Consider the following 24,220-nt stretch of genomic DNA (forward strand, 5'->3'; position numbering starts at 1 on the left):
GGTTTATAGCGAGAACCTTGTCGAGCCGCAAGCGGCCAGCCGATTTACCTGGCAAAACCTGGGTATGGACAGGCAGCTGCGATGGGGTTTGAAGTTGCGGGACCATTCTCGCACATCGGCATAGACAACAGGCCCGAGGAAAAGTCCTGATAGAATGCCCAGCTATTGTGTTTTGGATTGGAATTGTTCATGGATCGTCCCGTGTTTCGCCGCGAGTTTCTGCATCCGAGGTTTTGGCCGCTTTGGTTGGGGCTTGGCCTGCTATGGCTGATCGTACAGTTGCCGTACAAGGCCTTGCTTTGGCTGGGGCGTATGCTCGGCGCGGTAATGCAGGTCTTCGCCAGGGAACGCTGCGAAATCATCACGCGTAACCTGCAGTTGTGCTACCCGCAGATGGGCAATGCCGAACGCGAGCGTTTGATTCGTGAAAACTTCGCCTCCACCGGCATTGCCTTCTTTGAAATGGCCATGAGTTGGTGGTGGTCGCGGTCGCGCTTGGCGAAACTGGCCAAGGTCGAGGGCATTGAGCACTTGCAGCAAGCCCAGGCTGAAGGTCAGGGCGTGATCTTGATGGCGCTGCATTTCACGACCCTGGAGATCGGGGCTGCGCTCTTGGGCCAGCAGCATACGATTGACGGCATGTACCGCGAACACGACAACCCGTTATTCGACTATATACAGCGGCGCGGGCGTGAGCGGCATAACCTTGATGCCACTGCGATCGAGCGTGAGGATGTGCGCGCCATGCTCAAGGTGCTGCGTGCCGGTCGCGCCATCTGGTATGCGCCTGATCAGGATTACGGGCGCAAGCAGAGTATTTTCGTTCCCTTGTTTGGGGTTCAGGCCGCAACCGTCACTGCGACAACCAAATTCGCTCGCCTGGGACGTGCTCGGGTGTTGCCCTTCACTCAGGAGCGCCTGGCCGACGGCAGCGGTTACCGCCTGGTGATTCACCCGCCGCTGAGTGATTTCCCGGGTGAAAGTGAAGAAGCAGATTGCTTGCGCATCAACCAATGGGTCGAGCAAGCTGTCAGTGCCTGCCCCGAGCAGTACCTGTGGGCGCATCGACGCTTCAAGACGCGCCCGCCGGGCGAGGCAAAACTCTATAAAAAGCGCAAGCGCAAGTAGGGCATGGCGAGTCGACTCTTTACTGGCAGGACTATTTAAGGTGTGCGGATGAGTATCACGCCTAGCGCAAATGACGCCGTTACCGGGTTGATTCTCTCGGGTGGCGGGGCCCGGGCGGCCTATCAGGTTGGCGTATTGGCGGCTATCGCCGATTTGCTGCCCGACCCGCAAAACAATCCATTTCCAGTCATAGTCGGCACTTCTGCAGGGGCTATCAATGCCGTGAGCCTGGCGTGCGGGGCGATGCATTTTGCCCAGGCTGTTCAGCGACTCAGCAGTGTTTGGCAAGGTTTCAGCACAGCTTCGGTGTATCGCAGTGACTGGTCTGGAGTGCTGGCGCAGGCGAGCCGGTTCATTGGCAATAGCATGCTGGGCCTTGGCGGGCAGGTTCCCGTGGCGCTGCTTAATAGCTCGCCGCTAAAAGAGTTGCTGGCCCGTGAGCTGGATTTCAGCGGGATATCCGCAGCGGTGCGTAGCCGCAAGCTTAATGCGGTGGCGGTTACAGCCTTTGGCTACGACTCGGGGCAGGCTGTGACCTTTTATCAGGGGCGTTCAACCATCGATTCCTGGTTCAGGCATCGGCGCATTGGGATTCCAACTCGCCTGGGCCTGGATCACTTGCTGGCCAGTTCGGCAATTCCGCTGCTGTTTGCACCGGTCAAGATCAATAACGAATACTTTGGCGACGGTGCGGTGCGTCAGTCTGCGCCCATCAGCCCGGCCTTGCACCTGGGAGCCAACCGGGTGCTCGTGGTGGGGGTGAGCGATCACTTTCAGCAAGAGCGCGCCATCCATATGCCAAGGCACAGCGGTGTCGCGAAGCCGCCAACGCTGGCGCAGATCAGTGGGCATCTGCTCAACAGCACCTTTATTGATCGCCTTGAGGCGGATATCGAGTTGTTGGAAAGAATCAACCACTTGAGTCGCATGATCACCCCGGAGCAACAGAATTCAAGCAATCTCAAGCCGGTGGAGGTGTTGGTGATAGCGCCAAGTCAGCCTCTGGATGAGATAGCCGCGCGCCATCGTCGGGAAATGCCGGCCTCGGTGCGCCTGTTCTTGCGTGGTCCGGGCGCCACGCGTGACAGCGGCGCTGGTGTGCTCAGTTATTTATTGTTCGAGCCCGGTTATTGCCGCGAGTTGATCGAATTGGGCTACCAGGATGCGATGGCGCAGAAGGCCAGGCTCTGCACCTTTTTGTCGTTGGGCACTGCCTCTGACCCAATAGCGCTACCGGTGACGCAGATACCGGTTTAACAGCGCAGGGCCATTTTGCGAAAAAATCGCTACGCCATGCCCATGCACTGTGAACGGCAGTTTAAACTGCGCCATACCGATGCTTTGTGTCGCATTTCCATAAGCGCCGGTTTTCCAAGGGGTGGCGCTATAAGAAGTTGTCGCATGACGGCAATGCCATCCGCATCGCAATCCCTACAATCCTTTTCATCACCTGCTACTAAAAGCAGGCGTTTCCTTGTCAGGAGAGTTCAGATGTCTGTTCAGCACGACCCGGTACAGCGCGCCGATTTCGATCAGGTTATGGTTCCAAACTATGCGCCCGCAGCGTTTATTCCTGTGCGCGGCAAAGGGTCGCGAGTCTGGGATCAGAGCGGTCGCGAGCTGATCGACTTCTCTGGCGGCATCGCGGTCAACGTGCTTGGCCATGCGCACCCAGCGTTGGTCAAGGTGTTGACTGAGCAGGCCAATACGCTGTGGCACGTGTCCAATGTGTTCACCAACGAGCCAGCGCTGCGCCTGGCCAAGAAGCTGATCGATGCAACCTTTGCCGAGCGCGTGTTCTTCTGCAACTCCGGCGCCGAGGCGAACGAGGCTGCCTTCAAGCTGGCCCGTCGCGTTGCCTTCGATAAGTTTGGCGAAGACAAGTGCGAAATCATTGCCGCGGTAAACAGTTTCCACGGTCGCACCCTGTTCACTGTCAGCGTTGGCGGCCAGCCCAAGTACTCCGACGGCTTTGGCCCAAAGATCAAGGGCATCAGCCATGTTCCCTACAATGATCTTGATGCGCTCAAGGCCGCTGTTTCCGACAAGACCTGCGCGATCGTGCTTGAGCCAATCCAGGGCGAGGGCGGCGTGGTACCTGCCGACCTGGCATACCTGCAAGGTGCTCGCGAACTGTGCGACCAGCACAATGCGCTGCTGGTTTTCGATGAAGTGCAAAGCGGCATGGGGCGTAGCGGTTCGCTGTTTACCTACCAGCATTACGGCGTGACGCCGGACATATTGTCCAGCGCCAAGAGCCTGGGCGGCGGCTTCCCGATCGGGGCTATGCTGACCACCAATGAGCTGGCCAAACATTTGGCCGTGGGCACCCACGGTACGACTTACGGCGGCAATCCGCTGGCCTGTGCGGTGGCTGAGGCGGTGGTCGACATCATCAACACGCCTGAAGTATTGGCGGGTGTGCAAGCCAAGCATGAGCGATTCAAGACCAGGCTTGAGCAGATCGGCCAGCAATACGGTGTGTTCAGCGAAGTTCGTGGCTTTGGCCTTTTGCTCGGTTGTGCCCTTAGCGACGCCTGGAAGGGCAAAGCCAAAACCATCCTTGAGGCGGCCGCCGCTGAAAACCTCATGGTTCTGCAAGCGGGCCCGGATGTGGTGCGCTTCGCGCCAAGCCTGGTGGTTGAGGATGCTGATATTGACGAAGGCCTGGCACGTTTTGAGCGTGCAGTCGCCAAACTGACCCAAGCCTGATTGGCGCTCACCCGCAATTCGTTTAGACGCTATGCGGGTGAGTTGTCTTGTTGTTTGCTCCAGGCGCGAGCCTCGGCCGCATGGATCGCCTGAAGTTCGCTCATGGATGAATAATCTTGTGTGCTGCTGCCATTGGTTGCAGTTTTCTCCAGGCCACTCTGCGCGAGTGTTCTGGGGCTTTTCTTGATAGGAGTGACACCATGCTGGTGATGCGCCCCGCGCAAATGGCTGACCTTGCGGAAGTACAGCGTCTGGCCGCGGACAGCCCGGTTGGTGTGACTTCACTGCCGGACGACGTTGGCCGCCTTAGCGATAAAATCGAGGCGTCCGAAGCCTCGTTCGCGGCTGAAGTCAGCTTTAACGGCGAAGAAAGCTATTTCTTTGTGCTCGAAGACACCGAGACAGGTCGCCTGGTCGGCTGCTCGGGGATCATGGCTTCGACCGGTTATTCAGAACCCTTCTACAGCTTTCGCAACGAAACCTTCGTGCATAACTCGCGTGAGCTGAAGATTCACAACAAGACCCACGTGCTTTCGTTGTGCCACGACCTGACCGGCAATAGCCTGCTGACCAGCTTTTATGTCGAGCGGCCGTTGGTCAGTACCGTGTTTGCCGAGCTTAACTCCCGCGCCCGCCTGTTGTTTGTCGCCACCCATCCAGAGCGGTTTGCCGATGCGGTCGTGGTCGAGATCGTGGGCTACAGCGATGACTCGGGGGACTCGCCGTTCTGGGATGCGGTCGGACGTAACTTCTTCGACATGAACTACGCCGAGGCCGAACGCTTGTGTGGCTTGAAGAGCCGTACTTTTCTCGCCGAGTTGATGCCACATTACCCGATATACGTTCCGCTCCTGCCTGACAGCGCTCAAGAAGCCATGGGGCAGGTGCATCCGCGTGCGCAAATCACCTTCGATATCCTGATGCGCGAAGGCTTCGAGACTGATCACTACATCGATATTTTCGACGGTGGGCCTACCTTGCACGCCCGCACCTCGGGTATTCGTACCATCGCCCAGAGCCGGATGGTGCCTGTGTTGCTGGGTGAGCGCGAGCAAGGTGGCGGACGCATGTATTTGGTCAGTAACGGCCAATTGCAGGATTTCCGCGCCATAGTCGTCGAGCTGGATTGGGTGCCGGGTCGTCCGGTCACTCTTGATTTGCAAACCGCCGATGTCTTGGGTGTCGGTGAAGGCGTCAGCGTCCGTCTGGTCGCGATTTAAGGAGTCAGCATGATCGTTCGTCCCGTACGCAGTGCCGATCTCGCGGCCCTGATCGACCTGGCGCGCAGTACTGGCGCAGGCTTGACTACATTGCCAGCCAACGAGGCGCGCCTGGCGCACCGAGTCGGCTGGGCTGAAAAGACCTTTCGCGGCGAAGCCGAGCGCGGTGATGCCGATTACTTGTTCGTCCTCGAAACCGACGAAGGCGAGGTGGTTGGTATTTCCGCCATTGCCGGCGCGGTTGGTCTGCGTGAGCCTTGGTACAACTACCGTGTCGGGCTGACGGTCAGTGCCTCGCAAGAGTTGAATATCCACCGGCAGATCCCGACGCTGTTTCTGGCCAACGACCTGACCGGCAACTCGGAACTGTGCTCGCTGTTTCTGCGTGCCGACCACCGCACCGGTATCAATGGCCGCATGCTGTCGAAGGCGCGCTTCATGTTTATTGCCGAGTTTCCCGAGTTGTTTGGCGACAAGGTGATGGCCGAGATGCGTGGCATGTCGGATGAGCAGGGGCGTTCGCCGTTCTGGGAGAGCCTGGGAAGACACTTCTTCAAGATGGAGTTCAGCCAGGCGGACTACCTCACCGGTGTGGGCAACAAATCATTTATCGCTGAGCTGATGCCCAAGTTTCCGCTCTATACCTGCTTTCTCTCCGAAGATGCGCGTAACAGCATCGGTCGGGTTCATCCCGATACCGAACCTGCGCTGACCATGCTCAAGGGCGAGGGGTTCAGCTACCAGGGCTATGTTGATATTTTCGATGCAGGCCCTGCTATCGAGGCGGAAACTCAAAAGATCCGCGCCGTGCGTGACAGCCAGACACTGGTATTGGCCATTGGTACGCCGGGCGACGATGCCAGCCCTTTCGTCATGCATAACCGCAAGCGCGAGAATTGCCGGATTACGGCTGCGCCGGCACGCCTGGCGGCCGGCACATTGGTGGTCGATGCCTTGACCGCCAAGCGTTTGCAGCTGTCGGCGGGCGATCAAGTGCGGGCAGTCAGTTTGTCGGCGCGCGGTTGAGCCGGCGCTAACACGAATCAGGGGTCGACGTTTCGTCGGGCCACGAGAATTGCTGGGAGTGGTAGAACAAGATGAGCACTCATTACATTGCAGGGCATTGGCAGGACGGCAAGGGCGCGATCTTTCAATCGCTGAACCCGGTTACTCAGGATGTGCTCTGGGAAGGTCGTGAAGCCAGTGCCGAACAGGTAAATGCTGCGGTCGAGGCTGCACGCGGTGCATTTCCTGGCTGGGCGTCGCGCAGCCTTGAGCAACGTATTGAAGTGCTTGAAGCCTTTGCCGCTACCCTGAAGCAACATGCAGACGAACTGGCCCATGCCATCGGTGAAGAAACCGGCAAGCCGTTGTGGGAGTCGGCAACCGAAGCCAGCAGCATGGTCAATAAAGTGGCGATCTCGGTGCAGAGCTACCGTGAGCGCACCGGCGAGAAGAGTGGACCGCTGGCTGATGCCACGGCCGTGTTGCGGCACAAACCCCATGGTGTGGTCGCGGTGTTTGGGCCCTACAACTTTCCCGGTCACTTGCCCAATGGTCACATAGTGCCGGCCTTGCTGGCAGGCAATGCGGTGGTGTTCAAGCCCAGCGAACTGACACCCAAGGTCGCTGAAATCACGGTCAAGTGCTGGATTGAAGCGGGTTTGCCAGCCGGCGTGCTCAACCTGGTCCAGGGTGCGCGTGAAACCGGGGTTGCCCTGGCTGCTAACAGCGAAATCGATGGCTTGTTCTTCACCGGGTCGAGCCGCACCGGGAATCTGCTGCACAACCAGTTTGCGGGTCGCCCGGACAAGATCCTGGCGCTGGAGATGGGCGGCAACAACCCGCTGGTGATTGATCAGGTGGCCGATGTGGATGCTGCTGTCTACACCATTATCCAGTCGGCGTTTATCTCCGCAGGCCAGCGTTGCACCTGTGCGCGGCGATTGCTGGTGCCCCAGGGCGAGTGGGGCGATGCCTTGCTGGCGCGGCTGGTCAAGGTGGCAAGCGATATCAAAGTCGCTGCCTTTGATGCCCAACCCGCGCCATTTATGGGGTCGGTGATCTCCCTGGCGGCGGCGCAGCACTTGATGACGGCGCAGCAGCAATTATTGGCCAATGGCGCCCGTGCATTGCTGGAAATGACTCAACCCCAGGCCGGTGCCGCCTTGCTCACGCCGGGCATTATCGATGTGACCGCAGTGGCCGAGCGTGCCGATGAAGAGTTCTTCGGACCGCTGTTGCAAGTGATCCGCTACGACCAGTTCGCCGATGCAATCCGCGAGGCCAACAATACCGCGTTTGGCCTGGCTGCTGGGTTGTTGTCTGACTCCAAGGCCCGCTACGAGCAGTTCTGGCTTGAAAGCCGCGCCGGAATCGTCAATTGGAACAAGCAGCTCACTGGTGCGGCCAGCAGCGCGCCCTTTGGTGGGGTCGGTGCTTCGGGTAACCACCGCGCCAGCGCCTATTACGCTGCCGATTATTGCGCCTATCCAGTGGCTTCGCTGGAAACTGAGACCCTGAGTCTGCCTGCTACCTTGACGCCAGGAGTAAGCCTATGAGCAACGCCTATGAAGTAAACTTCGATGGTCTGGTCGGGCCTACGCACAACTACGGCGGCCTGTCGTATGGCAACGTTGCCTCGCAAAGTAACAGCCAGGCCAGCTCCAGCCCCAAAGAGGCGGCCAAGCAGGGGCTGACCAAAATGAAGGCGCTGATGGACCTGGGCTTCAAGCAGGGCGTGCTCGCTCCGCAAGAGCGGCCTGATGTCGATGCACTGCGCAGTATTGGCTTTACCGGCAGCGACGCGCAGGTCATCAGCCGTGCAGCCAAGGAAGCCATGCCCTTGTTGGTGGCGAGTTGTTCAGCATCGAGCATGTGGACCGCCAATGCCTGTACGGTCAGCCCCAGCGCCGATACGGCCGATGGCCGTGTGCATTTCACGGCTGCCAATCTCAATTGCAAGTTCCACCGCTCGATCGAACACCCGACCACCAGTCGTATCCTGGCGGGCATGTTTGTTGACCCCGCCCACCAGTCGTATCCTGGCGGGCATGTTTGTTGACCCGCAGCACTTCGCCCATCACCCGGCATTGCCCGCGGTTGCCCAGTTTGGCGATGAAGGCGCGGCGAATCACACACGTTTTTGCAAAAGCTACGGCGAGCCGGGCGTGGAGTTCTTCGTGTTTGGCCGCAGCGCATTCGACAGTCGTTTTCCGGCGCCACAGAACTACCCGGCACGGCAAACCCTTGAAGCTTCGCAGGCGATCGCGCGTTTGCACGGCTTGAGTGGCGATGCCGTTGTTTACGCTCAGCAAACACCGGCGGTGATTGATCAGGGCGTGTTCCACAACGACGTGATTTCAGTGGGCAATGGTGAGGTGTTGTTCTATCACCAGGATGCCTTCCTCGACAGCGAGTCAGTGCTGGCCGAGCTTGCCGAGAAGCTGGCACGTCGCGGTGCTAACTTCAAGCCGGTGTGCGTGCCGCGTGATGCTGTCACTGTGGATGACGCAGTCAAGTCCTATCTGTTCAACAGCCAGTTGCTGAGTCGCGCCGATGGCGGCATGTTGCTGATCGTTCCCGAAGAGTGCCGCAACAATTCCAATGTCTGGAATTACCTGCAGCAACTGACCAACGGCAACGGGCCTATCCGCGAGGTCAAGGTATTCGACCTCAAGCAAAGCATGCAAAACGGCGGCGGCCCCGCATGCCTGCGTTTGCGCGTGGCGCTAAAAGACACTGAGCTGCAGGCGGTCAATCAGGGAGTGATCATGACTCCGAGCCTGTATGACACACTCAATGTCTGGGTTGATAAACACTACCGGGATCGCTTGAGCGAAAACGATCTGGCCGACCCGCAATTGCTTGTCGAGTGCCGCACGGCATTGGACGAGCTGACGCAGATCCTTAAACTAGGCTCGGTGTATTCCTTCCAACTTGCTTAAAGAGAGTTTTGATAATGTCCAATGACGCCCTGCAAATGATTCTTGAAGACACAGACGGCACACAGCTGGAAACCTCCTGCACGCGCTTTGCTGTGGTCTGGCAGGGTAAGGAAGTATGGATTCAGCAAGTGGGTAACAACCAGTTGATGATCGGGGTTGATGTGGCTGAAGGTGATACCGAATATGCCAATCTGCTGCTGCGCCCATTGGCGACCAACCTGGTCAGCCTGGAGCTGGAAATGGAAAGTGCCGACCTTGATGATGGCGAGGGGCATGTGCACGGTCCAGACTGCAATCACTAAGCCAGGCTGTTGCCGCAGAACGGATAGATGGCTGAACCTCTGGAAGACCTGGCCTTGGCCAGGGCTCTCCGGGCAGATAATCGGAGTTTTATATGCTTGCCTTAGGAAAATTGCTTGAGCTGACGTTGGCCGGGCGCGAGCCTGCAACTAAGATCCAGGTAACTACCGAAGGCACGCGTTTGCGTTGGTTGGCCGAGGGGGCGCTGGAAGTCACCCCGCCGGCGGGCAAGGACAATGGCCTTGACCTGCTGCTGTCTGCCGGTGTTCACGGTAATGAGACCGCGCCTATCGAGTTGCTCGACCGATTGCTTTATGGCATTGCCCGTGGTGAGATCAAGCCGCGGGTGCGAATATTGATACTGTTTGGTAACCCGCAAGCCATTCGCCAAGGCGAGCGTTATGTAGAGCAAGACCTCAATCGCTTGTTTAATGGCCGTCATGAGCAGGCCGAGGGGTTCGAGGCGATTCGAGCCAGTGAGCTTGAGCACCTGGCAAGCGCCTTTTTCCGCGAGCCTGAGCGCTCGCGCCTGCATTACGATTTGCACACGGCAATCCGTGGTTCAAAAATCGAACAGTTCGCGATCTATCCCTGGGCCGAAGGGCGCTCGCATTCGCAGCGAGAGCTGCAGCGTTTGAATGCTGGCGGTATAGATGCGGTGCTCTTGCAACGCAAGGGTTCAATTACCTTCAGCGCCTTTACCTACGAAACCCTCAATGCCGAAGCCTTCACCCTGGAGCTGGGCAAGGCCCGGGCCTTTGGCGAAAACCAGTTGGTTAACCTGGATTTGCTCGAGGCACGCATCCAGCAAATTATCGAAGGCCAGGAGCCTGAGGATGAGCCCGTCGGGCTTGATGGCCTGCAGGTTTTCAGGGTTTCGCGCGAGGTGATCAAGCGCAGCGATGCGTTCAAGCTGCATTTGCCTGACGACATCGAGAACTTCAGCGAACTGCCGCTTGGCTACTTGTTGGCCGAGGACGCTGGCGGTGCAACCTGGGTCATTGAAAAGGGCGAGCGGGTCATTTTCCCCAATCCTGCGGTGAAGAACGGCTTGCGCGCCGCGATTTTGATAGTGCCGAGCAATGCGGCTGATCTGCTCTAACCTGGCACCGCTCGAGGAGTCGCCACCGGCCAATATCGGCCTTAACTGTACCTTGTGAGTCGAGCTGGCAGCCTTTAGCATCTGGGTTTAGCCACTGCCACAGACTTCAAGGAACCCAGTCCATGCCAATTATCGATCTACGTAGCGATACAGTTACATTACCAACCCCGGGCATGCGCGAGGCGATGCAGGCTGCAGAGCTGGGTGACGATGTCTATGGCGAAGACCCAAGCGTCACCCGTCTTGAAACCTACTTGGCGGATAAGCTTGGCTTTGCTGCTGGTCTTTTTGTCCCGACTGGAACCATGAGCAACCTGCTTGGGCTGATGGCGCATTGTCAGCGGGGTGATGAATATATCGTTGGCCAGCAAGCGCACACCTATAAGTATGAAGGCGGTGGCGCCGCAGTGCTGGGGTCGATCCAGCCACAGCCTATTGAAGGTGAAGCCGATGGTTCACTGGATCTGGCCAAGGTGGCCGCAGCGATCAAGATGGATGATTTCCATTTTGCCCGCACCCGCTTGCTGGCGCTGGAAAACACCATGCAGGGTAAAGTCTTGCCGCTGGACTACCTGGCTGCCGCGCGTGAGTTCACCCACAAGCATGGCTTGAGCCTGCATCTCGATGGTGCGCGCTTGTACAACGCCTCGGTCAAGCTGGGTGTCGATCCGTTGCAAATCACTCGTCACTTTGATTCGGTATCGGTGTGCCTGTCCAAAGGCCTCGGTGCTCCCGTGGGCTCTGTGCTTTGCGGCAGTGATGAATTGATCGGCAAGGCCAGGCGCCTGCGCAAGATGGTGGGTGGTGGCATGCGCCAGGCCGGTTTGCTCGCGGCTGCCGGGTTGTATGCCCTGGAGCATCAGGTCGAACGCCTTGCTCAGGATCATGCCAATGCCCAGGCGCTCGGTGAGGGCTTGCGTGCGCTGGGTTACAGCGTGGAGCCGGTGCAGACCAACATGGTGTATGCGCAGGTCGGTGAGCAGGCAAACTCGCTGAAAAGCTTTCTTGCCGAGCGTGGTGTAAAGCTTACGGCCGCACCACGGTTGCGTATGGTCACGCACCTGGATGTCAGCGCCGATGACATCAAGCATGTGCTTAAAGGCTTTGCAGATTTCAAACAATCTTGACCTTTATCGCACAAACACTGTACCGATTGCTCAGGCCCTATATAATGCGGCCCTTTGCCGCCGCTCCGGTATTTGTTCGCGTGCGCTGAATTTGCGCCTGCAACCTGCTCTGGAGCGCGCGTTTACTCAATGTCATGAGTGTATTTAAGCTGTTTTGGCTGATGCTGGCCGCCGCTTTCTACCCTTGGAATGTTATGCAAAAACGCCTAATGCCGTGGAAAAATCTATGAAAAGCGCAGAAATCCGTGAAGCCTTCCTCCGCTTCTTCGAAGAGAAGGGGCACACTCGCGTTGCTTCCAGCTCGCTGATTCCGGGTAACGACCCAACCTTGCTGTTTACCAACGCAGGTATGAATCAGTTCAAAGACTGCTTCCTCGGCTTGGAAAAGCGCGCCTATACCCGTGCGACCACCAGTCAGAAATGCGTGCGTGCCGGTGGCAAGCACAATGACCTGGAAAACGTCGGTTACACCGCGCGTCACCACACTTTCTTCGAAATGCTCGGCAACTTCAGCTTTGGCGATTACTTCAAGCGCGATGCGATTCATTACGCCTGGGAGTTTTTGACTTCGGACAAATGGCTGAACCTGCCAAAGGAAAAACTCTGGGTCACGGTTTATGCCAGCGACGACGAGGCATTCGACATCTGGACTCAGCAGGTGGGTGTGCCGGCTGAGCGGATGATTCGCATTGGTGACAATAAGGGTGCGCCATACGCCTCGGATAATTTCTGGGCAATGGGTGATACCGGTCCTTGCGGTCCCTGCACCGAGATTTTCTTCGATCATGGCGAACACATCTGGGGCGGTCCTCCTGGCTCGCCTGAGGAAGATGGCGACCGCTATATCGAAATCTGGAACAACGTTTTCATGCAGTTCAACCGTACGGCTGATGGCGTCATGCATCCGCTGCCGGCACCAAGCGTTGATACCGGCATGGGCCTTGAGCGCATCAGCGCGGTGCTCCAGCACGTCAACTCGAACTACGACATCGATCTGTTCCAGAGCCTGCTCAATGCATCGGCCAAGGCCATTGGCTGCGCCAATGAAGGCCAGGCTTCGCTGAAGGTTGTGGCTGACCATATCCGTTCGTGCGGCTTCCTGATCGCTGATGGCATTACCCCGTCTAATGAAGGTCGTGGCTATGTGCTGCGCCGCATCGTACGTCGTGCTTGCCGCCACGGTAACAAGCTGGGCGCCAAGGGCAGCTTCTTCTACAAGATCGTTGCCGCGCTGGTAGCTGAGATGGGCGATGCCTTCACTGAGCTCAAGCAACAGCAGGCGCACATCGAACGCGTCCTGAAAACAGAAGAAGAACAGTTCGCCAAAACCCTGGAGCAGGGCCTCAAGATCCTCGAGCAAGACTTGCTTGAGCTCAAAGGTTCGGTGATTCCTGGTGATGTGGTGTTCAAGCTGTATGACACCTTTGGTTTCCCGGTCGACCTGACGGCTGATATCGCCCGTGAGCGTGAGCTGACGATTGACGAAGAGGGCTTTGAGCGCGAAATGCAGGCCCAGCGTGAACGTGCACGCTCGGCCAGTTCCTTTGCCATGGACTACAACAACCTGGTCAAGGTTGACAGTGATACGCGGTTCCTCGGTTACGAGACCACTTCGGGCAGCGGCAAGATTATCGCCCTGTTCAAGGATGGCCAGACTGTCGAGACCCTGGCTACGGGCGAGGAGGGTGTCGTTGTTCTTGACCAGACGCCTTTCTATGCAGAGTCTGGCGGCCAGGTTGGTGATTGTGGTTATCTTGAAGGTGCCGGGGTGCGCTTTGATGTGCGCGATACCACCAAGGCGGGCGGTGCCTTCTTGCATCACGGCATCATCACTCAGGGCAGTCTTGCCGTTGGCGCGTCGGTAAAGGCCGAAGTCTCGGCAGATGTGCGCCAGGCAACCGCCTTGAATCACTCTGCAACCCACTTGTTGCATGCTGCGTTGCGCCAGGTGCTGGGTGAACACGTTACCCAGAAGGGGTCATTGGTTGATAGCCAGCGCCTGCGTTTCGACTTCAGCCACTTCGAAGCGATCAAGCCAGAGCAGATCAAGGCCCTGGAGGATATCGTCAACGCCGAAGTGCGCAAGAACAGCGAAGTCGAGACTGACGAAACCGATATCGATACTGCCAAAGCCAAAGGCGCCATGGCCCTGTTTGGCGAAAAGTACGGCGATGATGTGCGCGTGCTGACCATGGGTGGTGGCTTCTCGGTCGAGCTGTGTGGCGGCACTCACGTTTCCCGCACGGGAGACATTGGCTTGTTCAAGATTACCAGTGAGGCTGGTGTTGCGGCCGGCGTTCGCCGTATCGAGGCAGTCACCGGTGCACAGGCGCTGGCCTACCTCAATAGTGCCGAGGAGCAGTTGAAGGAAGCGGCTGCTTTGGTTAAAGGCAGCCGTGAAAACCTGCTGGATAAACTATCAGGCGTGATCGAGCGCAACCGTCAGTTGGAAAAAGAGCTCGAGCAGCTCAAGGCCAAGGCCGCCAGTGCCGCCGGTAACGACCTGGCAGGTTCGGCGATTGAAATCAAAGGCGCCAAGGTCCTTGGTGCTCGGGTTGATGGCCTTGACGGCAAGGCTTTGCTGGCGATGGTTGATCAGCTCAAGAATAAACTCGGCAGTGCAGTGATCCTGCTTGGCGGGGTGCTCGATGACAAGGTTGTACTGGTCGCGGGTGTCACTCAGGATCTGACCGCCAAACTCAAGGCCGGCGACCTGATGAAGCAAGCGGCGGCAGCCGTGGGAGGAAAGGGCGGTGGTCGTCCTGATATGGCAAAAGGTGGTGGTGTAGATATCGCTGCCGTGGATGCTGCATTGGCACTTGCTGCGACATTTGTCGAGCAAGGCCTGTAACGACTCCAGTGTGTAGTCGACTAATGACTTGCTGGTCATTGCAGTCGAATAGGTTACATGTTTAATGGGCGCCCCTCGCGGGCTTAGGCGGCATTGAAATGGCTTTGATCGTACAGAAGTTTGGAGGCACCTCCGTCGGCACTGTCGAGCGTATCGAGCAGGTTGCCGAGAAGGTTAAGAAATTCCGTGAACGCGGTGATGATATCGTCGTAGTGGTTTCAGCCATGAGCGGTGAAACCAATCGCCTGATTGAGTTGGCCAAGCAGATTGGCGATCAGCCAGTCCCGCGTGAGCTGGATGTCATGGTTTCAACCGGTGAGCAGGTGACTATTGCCCTGCTGGCCATGGCGCTGATCAAGCGTGGCGTCCCGGCTATTTCGTACACGGGTAATCAGGTACGAATCTTGACCGATAGCGCGCATAATAAGGCGCGAATTTTACAGATAGATGACCACAAGCTGCGTACTGATCTAAAAGAGGGGCGTGTCGTTGTGGTCGCAGGTTTCCAGGGCGTTGATGAGCACGGCAATATCACCACCCTTGGGCGTGGCGGCTCGGATACCACGGGTGTTGCCTTGGCTGCGGCATTAAAAGCCGATGAATGCCAGATTTACACCGATGTCGATGGTGTCTACACCACCGACCCTCGGGTTGTCTCGCAGGCCCAGCGCCTGGACAAGATTACCTTTGAAGAAATGCTCGAAATGGCCAGCCTGGGCTCGAAGGTGCTGCAAATTCGCGCCGTTGAGTTCGCAGGCAAGTACAACGTTCCGCTGCGCGTGCTGCACAGCTTCCAAGAGGGGCCAGGTACCCTCATTACCATTGATGAAGAGGAAACCATGGAACAGCCGATCATCTCCGGCATCGCCTTCAACCGCGACGAAGCCAAGCTGACTATCCGTGGAGTCCCGGATGTTCCGGGCGTTGCTTTCAAGATTCTGGGTCCGATCAGCTCGGCAAACATCGAAGTGGACATGATCGTGCAGAATATCGCGCACGATAACACCACCGACTTTACCTTCACCGTGCACCGTAACGATTACCTCAATGCCCAGCAGGTGTTGGAAAACACCGCGCGTGAGCTTGGTGCGCGAGAAGTGGTGGGTGACACCAAGATTGCCAAGGTCTCCATCGTTGGGGTCGGCATGCGCTCGCACGCGGGGGTTGCCAGCCAGATGTTTGAAGCCCTGGCCAAGGAGAACATCAATATCCAGATGATTTCGACTTCCGAGATCAAGGTCTCGGTGGTCATCGAGGAAAAATATCTGGAGCTGGCAGTGCGTGCGCTGCATACGGCTTTTGATCTAGACGCCCCGGCTCGCCAGGGCGATTAGGTCTTAGTATTCAAAAGGCGCTGCTTAAACCAGCGCCTTTTGTCTTTTTTGACCGTCAGGGCAGGAACTTTTTTTTCTGTTTTACTGGTCAATACTTGGGTGAAGGCTTTACTTGTAATTCGTAGCGCCGACACCATTTTATATCTGCAGACTGTTGTCCCGTTTAATTTCCATGAGGTGAAAGGAATGCTGATTCTGACTCGTAGGGTCGGAGAGACCCTAATGGTGGGTGATGAAGTCACTGTCACCGTCCTTGGCGTCAAAGGTAATCAGGTGCGCATTGGGGTCAACGCCCCGAAAGAAGTAGCCGTGCACCGTGAAGAAATTTACCAGCGAATCCAAAAAGAGAAAGACGAAGAACCAAGCCACTAATTTTATTGAAATTTTGGCTTTGCAAACGGGGAAAACATGGTTATCATGCGCCCCGTGTTGCGGAGAGGTGGCCGAGTGGCCGAAGGCGCTCCCCTGCTAAGGGAGTACATCTCAAAAGGGTGTCGGGGGTTCGAATCCCCCCTTCTCCGCCATATTTTGCAGTATAGGGTTGCAAATCGTAGATTTGATAAGTTGTTGAAATTATTGAATTTAACGGTTGAATTTAGTTTTAGTTTACCTATAATGCGCACGCTTTAGTGCACTCATAGCTCAGCTGGATAGAGTACTCGGCTACGAACCGAGCGGTCGGAGGTTCGAATCCTCCTGAGTGCACCATATTCAAGTTGTCCTGCTTCGGTAAGGCTTCTAGTTTGACCAGATGTGAACTGGTTTAAAAAAGCACAAATGCACTCATAGCTCAGCTGGATAGAGTACTCGGCTACGAACCGAGCGGTCGGAGGTTCGAATCCTCCTGAGTGCACCATATAGCGGTAAGAAAAAGGGCCTGCAGCGATGCAGGCCCTTTTTTGTTGCACGCAAAATATGCACCTCAGCGGCTATCCCCTTGCCAAGAGTATCTAATTGCCTTTGACGCAGCCTGCTTGATCAAAGCTGACCTGGCTTTTGTTGCCTTGCAGGTCTTGGTAGTGATAACGGACCTGGCCATTCTTGCGATCGACCCTCTGCGGTTTGCCCAGTGCGCTCTCGACGTCTGCCTTGGTCATTCCGGCAAGGATCTGCTTCTTTATGATCGCACTGCGCCGCTGGCGGCCTGTCACGCGATTGCCGCAACCATCCTGGCGTTCTCCAACAACGGTGGTGGTCGAGTCGGTTTGTGTGTTGTCGTGATGTCTTGGGGTGGCCAGGGGTATTGCTTTGCCGCTGCTGGGTGTCGGGTTTTGCGGATTCACAAGCCGTAGCTTGTGTTCGCTCGGGCAGCCATGGCTGGTGAAGGTGAGGTTGCCCTGGCTGTCTTCGCAGCGAAACACACGAGCAGCCCAGGTGTCGGGTGGCAGGATCACAAGTGAACAAAGCGCCAGGATTGAAAGGCGGTGCATGGGCGTCTTCCTTGACGATGGCGATGCAGGCCCGGGAATTTGTCCTGGCACGTGTCTTGGCGCCAGGGGCGTACGTCGCATTGCTGGGTAAGCGTATTAACCTTGATGAATTGCTGTTGGGCAGCCTACCGAATGGGTTGTGTTGTCGAGGCAGCTATCTTGGGTGTTGATGTCGCTGGCTTGTCTGCAATCGTCTGGCGGATATTACGAGCTACTGTGGCCTTTAGGTTTTCCCTGTAACCATTTGTTCTTGGAAACTTTTGTAACGTGCAATGCGTCTTAGCAGTGTTATCATCGTCTGCGTCAGCCTCGCCGAGGCTTGTGGAATACCACCATGGACTTACCCAGTAGTTACACCGAATCTCGATTGTGCAATCACGGACTGACTGATTGATCCCCTTTGGCGTGCACCGTCGCTGGGGATGGAGTGCGCCACATGACTGAAGTAGAAGCTAAAAAGCCCCAAGAAAGCCTGCAGGATCGCCTGGCTCAGGTGGTTGAGCTGTTGCACAAGCAAAAGCTTGTCGAAGACCTGGCGCATCGCCAGGAAGGCCATCACCGTGATCTGGTTGAGAACCTGGTGCACCGGCAAAACCTGGCCGAGTTGCAGCGCAAGCTTGATGAACTGCACTCGGCTGACGTTGCACACATACTCGAAGCCTTGCCGCTGGAAGACCGCCTGACGATTTGGCAGTTGGTCAAGGCGGAACGTGACGGCGATATCCTGCTTGAAGTATCTGATGCGGTGCGCGAAACCTTGCTCGCCGACATGGAGGATCACGAGATCCTTGCGGCTGCCATGGAGATGGACGCCGACGAACTGGCTGACCTGGCCTCCGAGCTGCCACGTGACATCGTTCACGAACTCATGGAAACCCTCGACGCGCAACAGCGTGAGCGCGTGCGTTCGGCGCTGTCCTATGAAGAGGAGCAAGTCGGCGCCCTGATGGACTTCGAGATGGTGACCATCCGTGAGGATGTCTCGCTTGAGGTCGTGCTGCGTTACCTGCGCCGCTTGAAGGAGCTACCGGGCCACACGGATAAGTTGTTCGTGGTCGATCACGAAGGTGTGCTCAAGGGCGTCCTGCCGGTTAAGCGCCTGCTGGTTAATGACCCGGAAAAAATAGTTCGTGAGGTCATGGCGACAGATCCGGTGAGCTTTCACCCCGATGAAGACGCCTATGACGCCGCCCAGGCGTTCGAGCGTTATGACCTTATTTCGGCGCCGGTGGTAGATAAGAATGACAAGCTGATCGGCCGTTTGACCATCGATGAAATGGTCGACCTGATCCGTGAGGAGAGCGAAAGCGAAGTCCTCAATATGGCGGGTTTGCGTGAAGAGGAAGATATCTTCGCCTCAGTCTGGAAATCGCTACGCAACCGTTGGGCATGGCTGGCAATCAACCTGATAACGGCGTTCATGGCGTCGCGGGTAATTGGTCTTTTTGAAGGTTCGATCGAGAAGCTTGTAGCCTTGGCGGCCTTGATGCCGATTGTGGCGGGTATCGGTGGCAACTCCGGCAACCAGACCATCACCATGATCGTGCGCGCGATGGCGCTGGACCAGGTCAGCACTGGCAATACCTCACGCTTGCTGCGCAAGGAGCTGGCGGTATCGCTGATCAATGGCCTGGTCTGGGGTGGTGTAATTGGCTTGGTGGCCTGGGTTCTGTACGACAGTTACTCGCTGGGAATCGTGATGACTGCCGCGATGACGCTCAATTTGTTGCTTGCAGCATTGATGGGTGTGCTTATTCCCATGACATTGGCGCGCATGGGGCGTGACCCGGCCTTGGGTGCCAGCGTGATGATCACGGCTGTAACTGACAGTGGCGGTTTCTTCATCTTCCTTGGCCTGGCCTCTGTGTTCCTTATCTAGCCTTCATTCCAATTTGTGCATGCGGGGCCCGGCCAGGGCCCCGATGACTGCGCCTTGTGCCTTATGCTTTTGTTACCTGTGGTCCAGTCGTTGGTTCGGCATTGAACTGCTGCTCTTGTGGGCATATTCGCCTTATCAATGGGTTTGCTCAAACGCTTGTTTCAGGCTAAGGTTCGGCAACTTTGTTCAGTATCAAAGTAGACCGGATAGTCGCAACTGACGCTAAAAGGACGGGTCATGGCTTCAACCAATCTTGTGCTCGAAGGTGTTGAACTCATGCTGTTTGGCATGGGTTCGGTGTTTGTTTTCCTGACGCTTCTGGTGCTGTCAATTCGCATCATGTCTCGTTTGCTGGAGCGGTATACGCCAGTTGCGGCGCCGACCCCGGCCAGTGCTTCCATGGCGGTGGTTGACGCTGCCCAGGAACCTGCGGCAGATGTTCTGGAAGCGATCCAGGCTGCTATTCATCAGCATCGCGCGCGCCGCGGTTGATCCAACGTCGACAGGGAATCTAGGGATGACAGTTACCAACACCGCTAATCAGCGTGCGCTGGGTATTACCGATGTGGTGCTGCGTGATGCGCACCAGTCTATTCTGGCAACGCGCATGCGCCTTGAGGACATGCTGCCGATCGCGGCGAAGCTGGATAAGGTTGGGTTCTGGTCGGTTGAGTCATGGGGTGGTGCAACCTTTGACGCCTGTATTCGTTATCTCGGCGAGGATCCGTGGGAGCGCATTCGCCAGTTGAAGCAGGCAATGCCCAATACGCGTCAGCAGATGCTCCTGCGAGGCCAGAATCTGCTGGGTTATCGCCACTATGCGGACGATGTAGTCGAGAAGTTCGTTGAGCGTGCGGCTGTAAATGGTGTGGATGTATTCCGCGTATTCGACGCGATGAACGACCCGCGCAACCTGTCGACAGCACTCAAGGCGGTCAAGCAGCAAGGCCGGCATGCCCAGGGCACTATTTCCTACACAACCAGCCCGGTGCATACGCTGGATATGTGGTTGGATCTGTCCAAGCAGATCGAGGACATGGGGGCGGACTCCATCGCCATCAAAGACATGGCTGGCATCCTCACGCCTTATACGGCGTTCGAGTTGGTGTCGCGAATGAAATCCAGCCTGTCGATTCCCATTCATATGCAATGCCATGCGACTGCGGGTCTGTCCAGCGTGGCCATTCTCAAGGCGGTTGAGGCCGGGATCGATAACGTCGACACCGCCATTTCCTCCCTGTCCATGACCTATGGTCACTCACCGACCGAGTCGGTGGTGGCAATGTTCCAGGGGACTGAACGCGATACTGGTCTTGATCTGCTACTGCTTGAAGAGATCGCGGCCTACTTTCGCGAAGTGCGGAAAAAATACGCAAAGTTCGAAGGCAGCCTGAAGGGGATCGACTCCCGAATTCTGGTCGCCCAGGTGCCCGGCGGCATGCTCACCAATATGGAAGGCCAGCTCAAGGAGCAGGGCGCTCAAGATAAATTTGACCAGGTACTGGCCGAGATTCCGCGGGTGCGCGAAGACCTTGGGTTTATCCCGTTGGTCACGCCGACTTCGCAAATCGTCGGGACCCAGGCTGTGATCAATGTCCTGACCGGCGAGCGTTATAAGTCCATCACCAAGGAAGCGGCCGGTATTCTCAAGGGGGAATACGGTTCGGCGCCAGCTCCCTTCAATCAGCAATTGCAGGCGCGAGTCCTTGATGGCGCGCAAGCGATCACCTGTCGTCCAGCTGATTTGATCGAGGATGAGATGGACAAGCTGAGTGCGGAGCTTGCGGCTCTTGCCAAGGAGCAGAGCTTTGCCTTGGCGGCAGATGCGGTCGATGACGTTCTGACTTATGCGCTGTTTCCGCAGATCGGCCTGAAATTTCTGCAAAATCGCGGTAACCCAGCCGCTTTCGAGCCTGTGCCCGATGGGCAGCAAGTCGTCCCGGTTCAATCAGGCAAGCCTGAGGTCTATACGGTTGCGGTCAATGGCCAGTCATATGTGGTTGAGGTCAATGAGGGCGGCGATATCACGGGCCTCAAGCCCTTGGCCAATGCTGCCGGAGCGGCTGTCCCTGTTGCTCCTGCGCCTGTAACGGGAGGCGAGCCTCAACTTGCCCCGCTGGCGGGCAATATCTTCAAGGTCCTGGTTAAGCCGGGAGAGGTAGTCGAGGACGGTCAGTTGGTGATCGTCCTGGAAGCCATGAAGATGGAAACTGAAATCCGGGCATTCAAGGCGGGCACCATTGGTGCGGTCAATATCAAGGTAGGTGATGCCGTGGCAGTGGGCGATAGCTTGCTGACTATCGGATAGGGCAGACTTATGGAAAAGCTCCTGAAGTTGTGGCAAAGCACCGGCTTGTATCATCTGGAGGCGGGGCAGGCCCTGATGATATTAATTTGCTTGGCGCTGATCTACCTGGCGATCAAGAAGGGGTTTGAGCCCCTGTTGTTGATACCTATTGGGTTTGGCGGTTTGCTGGCCAATATTCCTGTTGCAGGGATGGCCCAGGGTAACGGGATCTTGCATCTGTTTTACGAGGTAGGCCTGCCAACGAGCGTATTCCCATTGCTGATCTTTATGGGCGTTGGGGCCATGACTGACTTTGGCCCGATGCTGGCCAACCCCAAAACCCTGTTTCTCGGCGCAGCTGCGCAGTTCGGGATCTTTGCCACCTTGATTGGGGCGCTGGCCTTGGCGTCGTTGGGTATTCCCGGGCTTGAGTTCACTCTGCGCGAGGCGGCTTCGATCGCAATTATTGGCGGGGCGGATGGTCCAACCTCGATTTTTGTAACTGCCAAGCTGGCTCCTGACCTGTTAGGGCCTATTGCGGTCGCGGCCTACTCCTACATGGCGTTGGTGCCGTTGATCCAGCCGCCGATCATGCGTGCGCTGACCACCAAGGAGGAGCGGGCAATAGTAATGAAGCAGCTACGGCCTGTTGGCCAGGCTGAGAAAATTATATTCCCACTGATCCTGTGCTTGTTGGTGGGAATGCTGCTGCCAGATGCGGCGCCGCTGGTCGGTATGTTCGCCTTTGGCAATCTATTGCGTGAAGCCGGCGTGGTCGAGCGATTGGCGGATACCTCGCGCAATGCCCTGATCAATATCGTCACCATTTGCCTGGGCCTGACCGTTGGTTCCAAGCTTTCGTCGGAGTCTTTCTTGCAGTTGAAGACGTTGGGCATCCTGGCGTTGGGGATGCTGGCTTTTTGCGGAGGCACCGCGGCTGGTGTCTTGATGGCGAAAGCAATGAATCTGTTCAGCAGCAACAAGATCAATCCGCTGATTGGTTCGGCGGGAGTTTCGGCTGTGCCAATGGCCGCTCGGGTATCGAACAAGGTTGGGCTTGAGGCAAATCCGCAGAACTTCCTGCTGATGCATGCCATGGGGCCAAATGTTGCGGGGGTGATTGGTTCTGCGGTGGCGGCGGGTGTATTGCTCAGTTTTGTGGGCTAACCCATGTGCTGACGAAGTATCGCACCCATTAAAAAACCGGCCAAGGCCGGTTTTTTAATGGGTGCGATTTAGGCACCTTCAGCTGCCATTTCAGCGTCGTGGGCGATCAGGGCTACAAGAGCGTTCTGTTGCCGACGAGTAAGTTGGCGAAAGCGCTGAAGCAGCTCGCGCTCATGAAGCGACAGTTCGGGGCTGTCCAGGCGCACATTGAGTTCGGCATCAAGATTTCCTTCCTGGAGCATGCTTTGTTCCAGGCGGGCGATAATCTCGGAGTTCATGCTGCGGTGGTGATTACGTGCTACATCAGCAATGCGTTCGCGCATACCGTCAGGTAGGCGAACAACAAATTTATCGGCTGTGCGGCTGGAGTAGGTAGCTTGTTTCATAGGTCGCATACTTTGGAAACCGGTTAGTCAGAGAGTCGATGCGTGCGTTTGAGCTGCATAATTGTCACCGGTTAAGACCATATTTTTGCCTAGCCGTTCAGCTAGAAGTGCAATCCATATCGTTAAAATACAGTGGAAAGTTGGGTGACTTTTTGACGCCAATTATATGTCGCTATTTTCAACCAATCTGCATTTTATTGCCAGAGGAGCGTTGATTATTTGGGCTTTGCTCGGCATAAAAACAAGCCATTCCTGCCATTTCCTATGCCAACGCTGACTGACAGCAGGGGCTTGAGGGTGGTTTTCGGTCACTTTATTGACACCTTCAGGCGCTACTTTCGCTAAAAAATCCGGGTGCTTAGGGTTCGCTATCGGTTTCGCTGGCGGATAACGATTCTGGCGCTGGTTTTCAGTCTTCAGTCTCGCGGCAGCTGGTATGTCTTTTGCTCAATCGATTTTCGCTGCAGTGCTTTAGCAGTAATTCTATTTTGACATCATTTTGTATTTTGGCGAGGGCAGGAGCGCTAAAAGCCACGGGCTACTGACCAGCGGTGCATGGCACTTCAGGCGAGGATGACTAGTGTTAAAGATGTAGAGGAGGCGGGCTGATGAGTGCGGCACTCGGTATAGGGCACGAGCTTGACACTCCGGTGCTGGAAGTTCCGGTAGTCGGTCGGTCGATTGCACGACAAGCGATGGCTTCGCCTGGGCAAATTCAAAGTATCGATTGGATATATGTACCGCAGCCCCTTGATGAGGCCACCTTTGCCCTGTGCATGGTTCTGCTGGATGTGGATTCGCCGCTTTGGCTGGGCCCCAGCCTGGACACGCCTGAACTACGCAGGGTCCTGGCCTTGCATTGCAGATGTTCGATTGTTGAGTTACCCCAGGCGGCGCGTTTTGCTTTGCTTGGGGCTTGTGAGTTGAACGATCTGCACCAGTTTGACAACGGCGTCGACGGCATTCCAAGTCATGCATGCACCTTGATTGTTCAATTGGACAACCTGTGCGCAGGACCTGAGCTGCGCTGGCGTGGCCCCGGCATCAGGCAAGCGACCAGCAGCGGCGTGGTCGATGTCAGGCGGGTAAGCCTTCCCCTGGACAGGGCGTTCTGGCAGCAACGCAAGGACTGCAATAATTTTCCCCAAGGCCTGGATATGTTTTTCTCTGCGGGTCGACAGATTCTGGCTTTGCCACGCAGCACTCATGTACTTGGCGCTGTGGTCGATACAGATTAAGAGGCATGCTCGTCAACATTGGCCAGGCCAGTTGGTAAATCGCCTGGTTGGTCGTCGCGGGGGTGTTGATTGAGTGCGACAAGGCCTATGATTCGCTCTCTGTTAGTCCGTG

At 56.7% G+C, this 24,220-nt stretch carries 19 protein-coding genes, 3 tRNA genes and 1 pseudogene; 21 read left to right on the forward strand and 2 right to left on the reverse strand.

Annotated elements, in window-relative coordinates; all coding sequences use genetic code 11:
* Positions 1-189: 189 nt before the first annotated feature.
* The 16 genes and pseudogenes from PSES9_RS0121245 to PSES9_RS0121330 all read left to right on the forward strand — a co-directional run bounded on the left by PSES9_RS0121245 (position 190) and on the right by PSES9_RS0121330 (position 16,577).
* Positions 190-1,128 carry a lipid A biosynthesis lauroyl acyltransferase gene (locus tag PSES9_RS0121245; protein ID WP_010490373.1) on the forward strand — a complete coding sequence of 313 codons (939 nt, stop codon included), beginning with the start codon at positions 190-192 and terminating at the stop codon, positions 1,126-1,128.
* A 48-nt stretch (positions 1,129-1,176) separates the two neighbouring features.
* On the forward strand, positions 1,177-2,385 hold the full coding sequence (locus PSES9_RS0121250; protein ID WP_010490375.1) for a patatin-like phospholipase family protein: 1,209 nt from the start codon (positions 1,177-1,179) through the stop codon (positions 2,383-2,385).
* A 234-nt stretch (positions 2,386-2,619) separates the two neighbouring features.
* Positions 2,620-3,840, forward strand: a complete 1,221-nt coding sequence (locus tag PSES9_RS0121255) for an aspartate aminotransferase family protein (RefSeq protein WP_010490377.1) — start codon at positions 2,620-2,622, stop codon at positions 3,838-3,840.
* A gap of 200 nt (positions 3,841-4,040) precedes the next feature.
* Complete coding sequence (gene aruF, locus PSES9_RS0121260) at positions 4,041-5,060, forward strand: arginine/ornithine succinyltransferase subunit alpha (RefSeq protein WP_010490379.1); 1,020 nt, start codon at positions 4,041-4,043, stop codon at positions 5,058-5,060.
* Positions 5,061-5,069: 9 nt separating this feature from the next.
* On the forward strand, positions 5,070-6,086 hold the full coding sequence (gene astA / locus PSES9_RS0121265; protein ID WP_010490381.1) for an arginine N-succinyltransferase: 1,017 nt from the start codon (positions 5,070-5,072) through the stop codon (positions 6,084-6,086).
* 71 nt (positions 6,087-6,157) lie between these two features.
* Positions 6,158-7,621, forward strand: a complete 1,464-nt coding sequence (astD, locus tag PSES9_RS0121270) for a succinylglutamate-semialdehyde dehydrogenase (protein ID WP_010490382.1) — start codon at positions 6,158-6,160, stop codon at positions 7,619-7,621.
* Positions 7,618-9,007: pseudogene (gene astB, locus PSES9_RS24030) on the forward strand (N-succinylarginine dihydrolase). The gene astD and the pseudogene astB overlap by 4 nt, the downstream one beginning before the upstream one ends.
* Before the next feature lie 14 nt (positions 9,008-9,021).
* On the forward strand, positions 9,022-9,309 hold the full coding sequence (locus tag PSES9_RS0121280; RefSeq protein WP_010490384.1) for a hypothetical protein: 288 nt from the start codon (positions 9,022-9,024) through the stop codon (positions 9,307-9,309).
* Between the two features lie 92 nt (positions 9,310-9,401).
* Positions 9,402-10,409 (forward strand): succinylglutamate desuccinylase, encoded by a 1,008-nt coding sequence (astE, locus tag PSES9_RS0121285; RefSeq protein ID WP_010490386.1) that lies wholly within the window; start codon positions 9,402-9,404, stop codon positions 10,407-10,409.
* Between the two features lie 122 nt (positions 10,410-10,531).
* The gene (gene ltaE, locus PSES9_RS0121290; RefSeq protein ID WP_010490388.1) at positions 10,532-11,536 is read left to right on the forward strand and encodes a low-specificity L-threonine aldolase; all 1,005 of its coding nucleotides are present in this window, start codon (positions 10,532-10,534) and stop codon (positions 11,534-11,536) included.
* 226 nt (positions 11,537-11,762) lie between these two features.
* Entirely contained in the window at positions 11,763-14,387 is a 2,625-nt protein-coding gene (alaS, locus tag PSES9_RS0121300) for an alanine--tRNA ligase (RefSeq protein WP_010490390.1), read from the forward strand.
* A 98-nt stretch (positions 14,388-14,485) separates the two neighbouring features.
* Positions 14,486-15,721, forward strand: a complete 1,236-nt coding sequence (locus PSES9_RS0121305; RefSeq protein ID WP_010490391.1) for an aspartate kinase — start codon at positions 14,486-14,488, stop codon at positions 15,719-15,721.
* A gap of 186 nt (positions 15,722-15,907) precedes the next feature.
* Positions 15,908-16,093: a carbon storage regulator CsrA gene (csrA, locus tag PSES9_RS0121315; protein WP_010490393.1), complete on the forward strand. Its 186-nt coding sequence runs from the start codon at positions 15,908-15,910 to the stop codon at positions 16,091-16,093.
* A gap of 61 nt (positions 16,094-16,154) precedes the next feature.
* Positions 16,155-16,245, forward strand: a tRNA-Ser gene (locus tag PSES9_RS0121320).
* 107 nt (positions 16,246-16,352) lie between these two features.
* Positions 16,353-16,429 (forward strand) — tRNA-Arg (locus tag PSES9_RS0121325).
* Between the two features lie 71 nt (positions 16,430-16,500).
* Positions 16,501-16,577 (forward strand) — tRNA-Arg (locus PSES9_RS0121330).
* 94 nt (positions 16,578-16,671) lie between these two features.
* On the opposite strand, the gene PSES9_RS0121335 is transcribed toward PSES9_RS0121330, so the two are convergent.
* On the reverse strand, positions 16,672-17,151 hold the full coding sequence (locus PSES9_RS0121335) for a DUF4124 domain-containing protein (protein ID WP_010490395.1): 480 nt from the start codon (positions 17,149-17,151) through the stop codon (positions 16,672-16,674).
* Between the two features lie 436 nt (positions 17,152-17,587).
* Here PSES9_RS0121335 and mgtE point away from each other — a divergent pair, with 436 nt between their 5' ends.
* From mgtE to PSES9_RS0121355, 4 genes are all read left to right on the forward strand, one after another.
* On the forward strand, positions 17,588-19,030 hold the full coding sequence (mgtE, locus tag PSES9_RS0121340) for a magnesium transporter (RefSeq protein WP_010490397.1): 1,443 nt from the start codon (positions 17,588-17,590) through the stop codon (positions 19,028-19,030).
* A gap of 237 nt (positions 19,031-19,267) precedes the next feature.
* A complete protein-coding gene (locus tag PSES9_RS0121345) occupies positions 19,268-19,522 on the forward strand; it encodes an OadG family protein (protein ID WP_010490399.1) in 255 nt (84 codons plus the stop codon).
* A 25-nt stretch (positions 19,523-19,547) separates the two neighbouring features.
* Complete coding sequence (gene oadA / locus PSES9_RS0121350; protein WP_010490401.1) at positions 19,548-21,338, forward strand: sodium-extruding oxaloacetate decarboxylase subunit alpha; 1,791 nt, start codon at positions 19,548-19,550, stop codon at positions 21,336-21,338.
* Between the two features lie 9 nt (positions 21,339-21,347).
* Positions 21,348-22,484, forward strand: a complete 1,137-nt coding sequence (locus PSES9_RS0121355) for a sodium ion-translocating decarboxylase subunit beta (RefSeq protein WP_010490402.1) — start codon at positions 21,348-21,350, stop codon at positions 22,482-22,484.
* A gap of 68 nt (positions 22,485-22,552) precedes the next feature.
* On the opposite strand, the gene PSES9_RS0121360 is transcribed toward PSES9_RS0121355, so the two are convergent.
* On the reverse strand, positions 22,553-22,879 hold the full coding sequence (locus PSES9_RS0121360) for an Arc family DNA-binding protein (protein WP_010490404.1): 327 nt from the start codon (positions 22,877-22,879) through the stop codon (positions 22,553-22,555).
* 599 nt (positions 22,880-23,478) lie between these two features.
* Here PSES9_RS0121360 and phnH point away from each other — a divergent pair.
* Positions 23,479-24,108, forward strand: a complete 630-nt coding sequence (phnH, locus tag PSES9_RS0121365) for a phosphonate C-P lyase system protein PhnH (protein ID WP_010490406.1) — start codon at positions 23,479-23,481, stop codon at positions 24,106-24,108.
* Positions 24,109-24,220: the final 112 nt, after the last annotated feature.

This window comes from Pseudomonas sp. S9, from assembly GCF_000222125.1.
In the GTDB taxonomy this organism is placed as follows: domain Bacteria; phylum Pseudomonadota; class Gammaproteobacteria; order Pseudomonadales; family Pseudomonadaceae; genus Aquipseudomonas; species Aquipseudomonas segetis.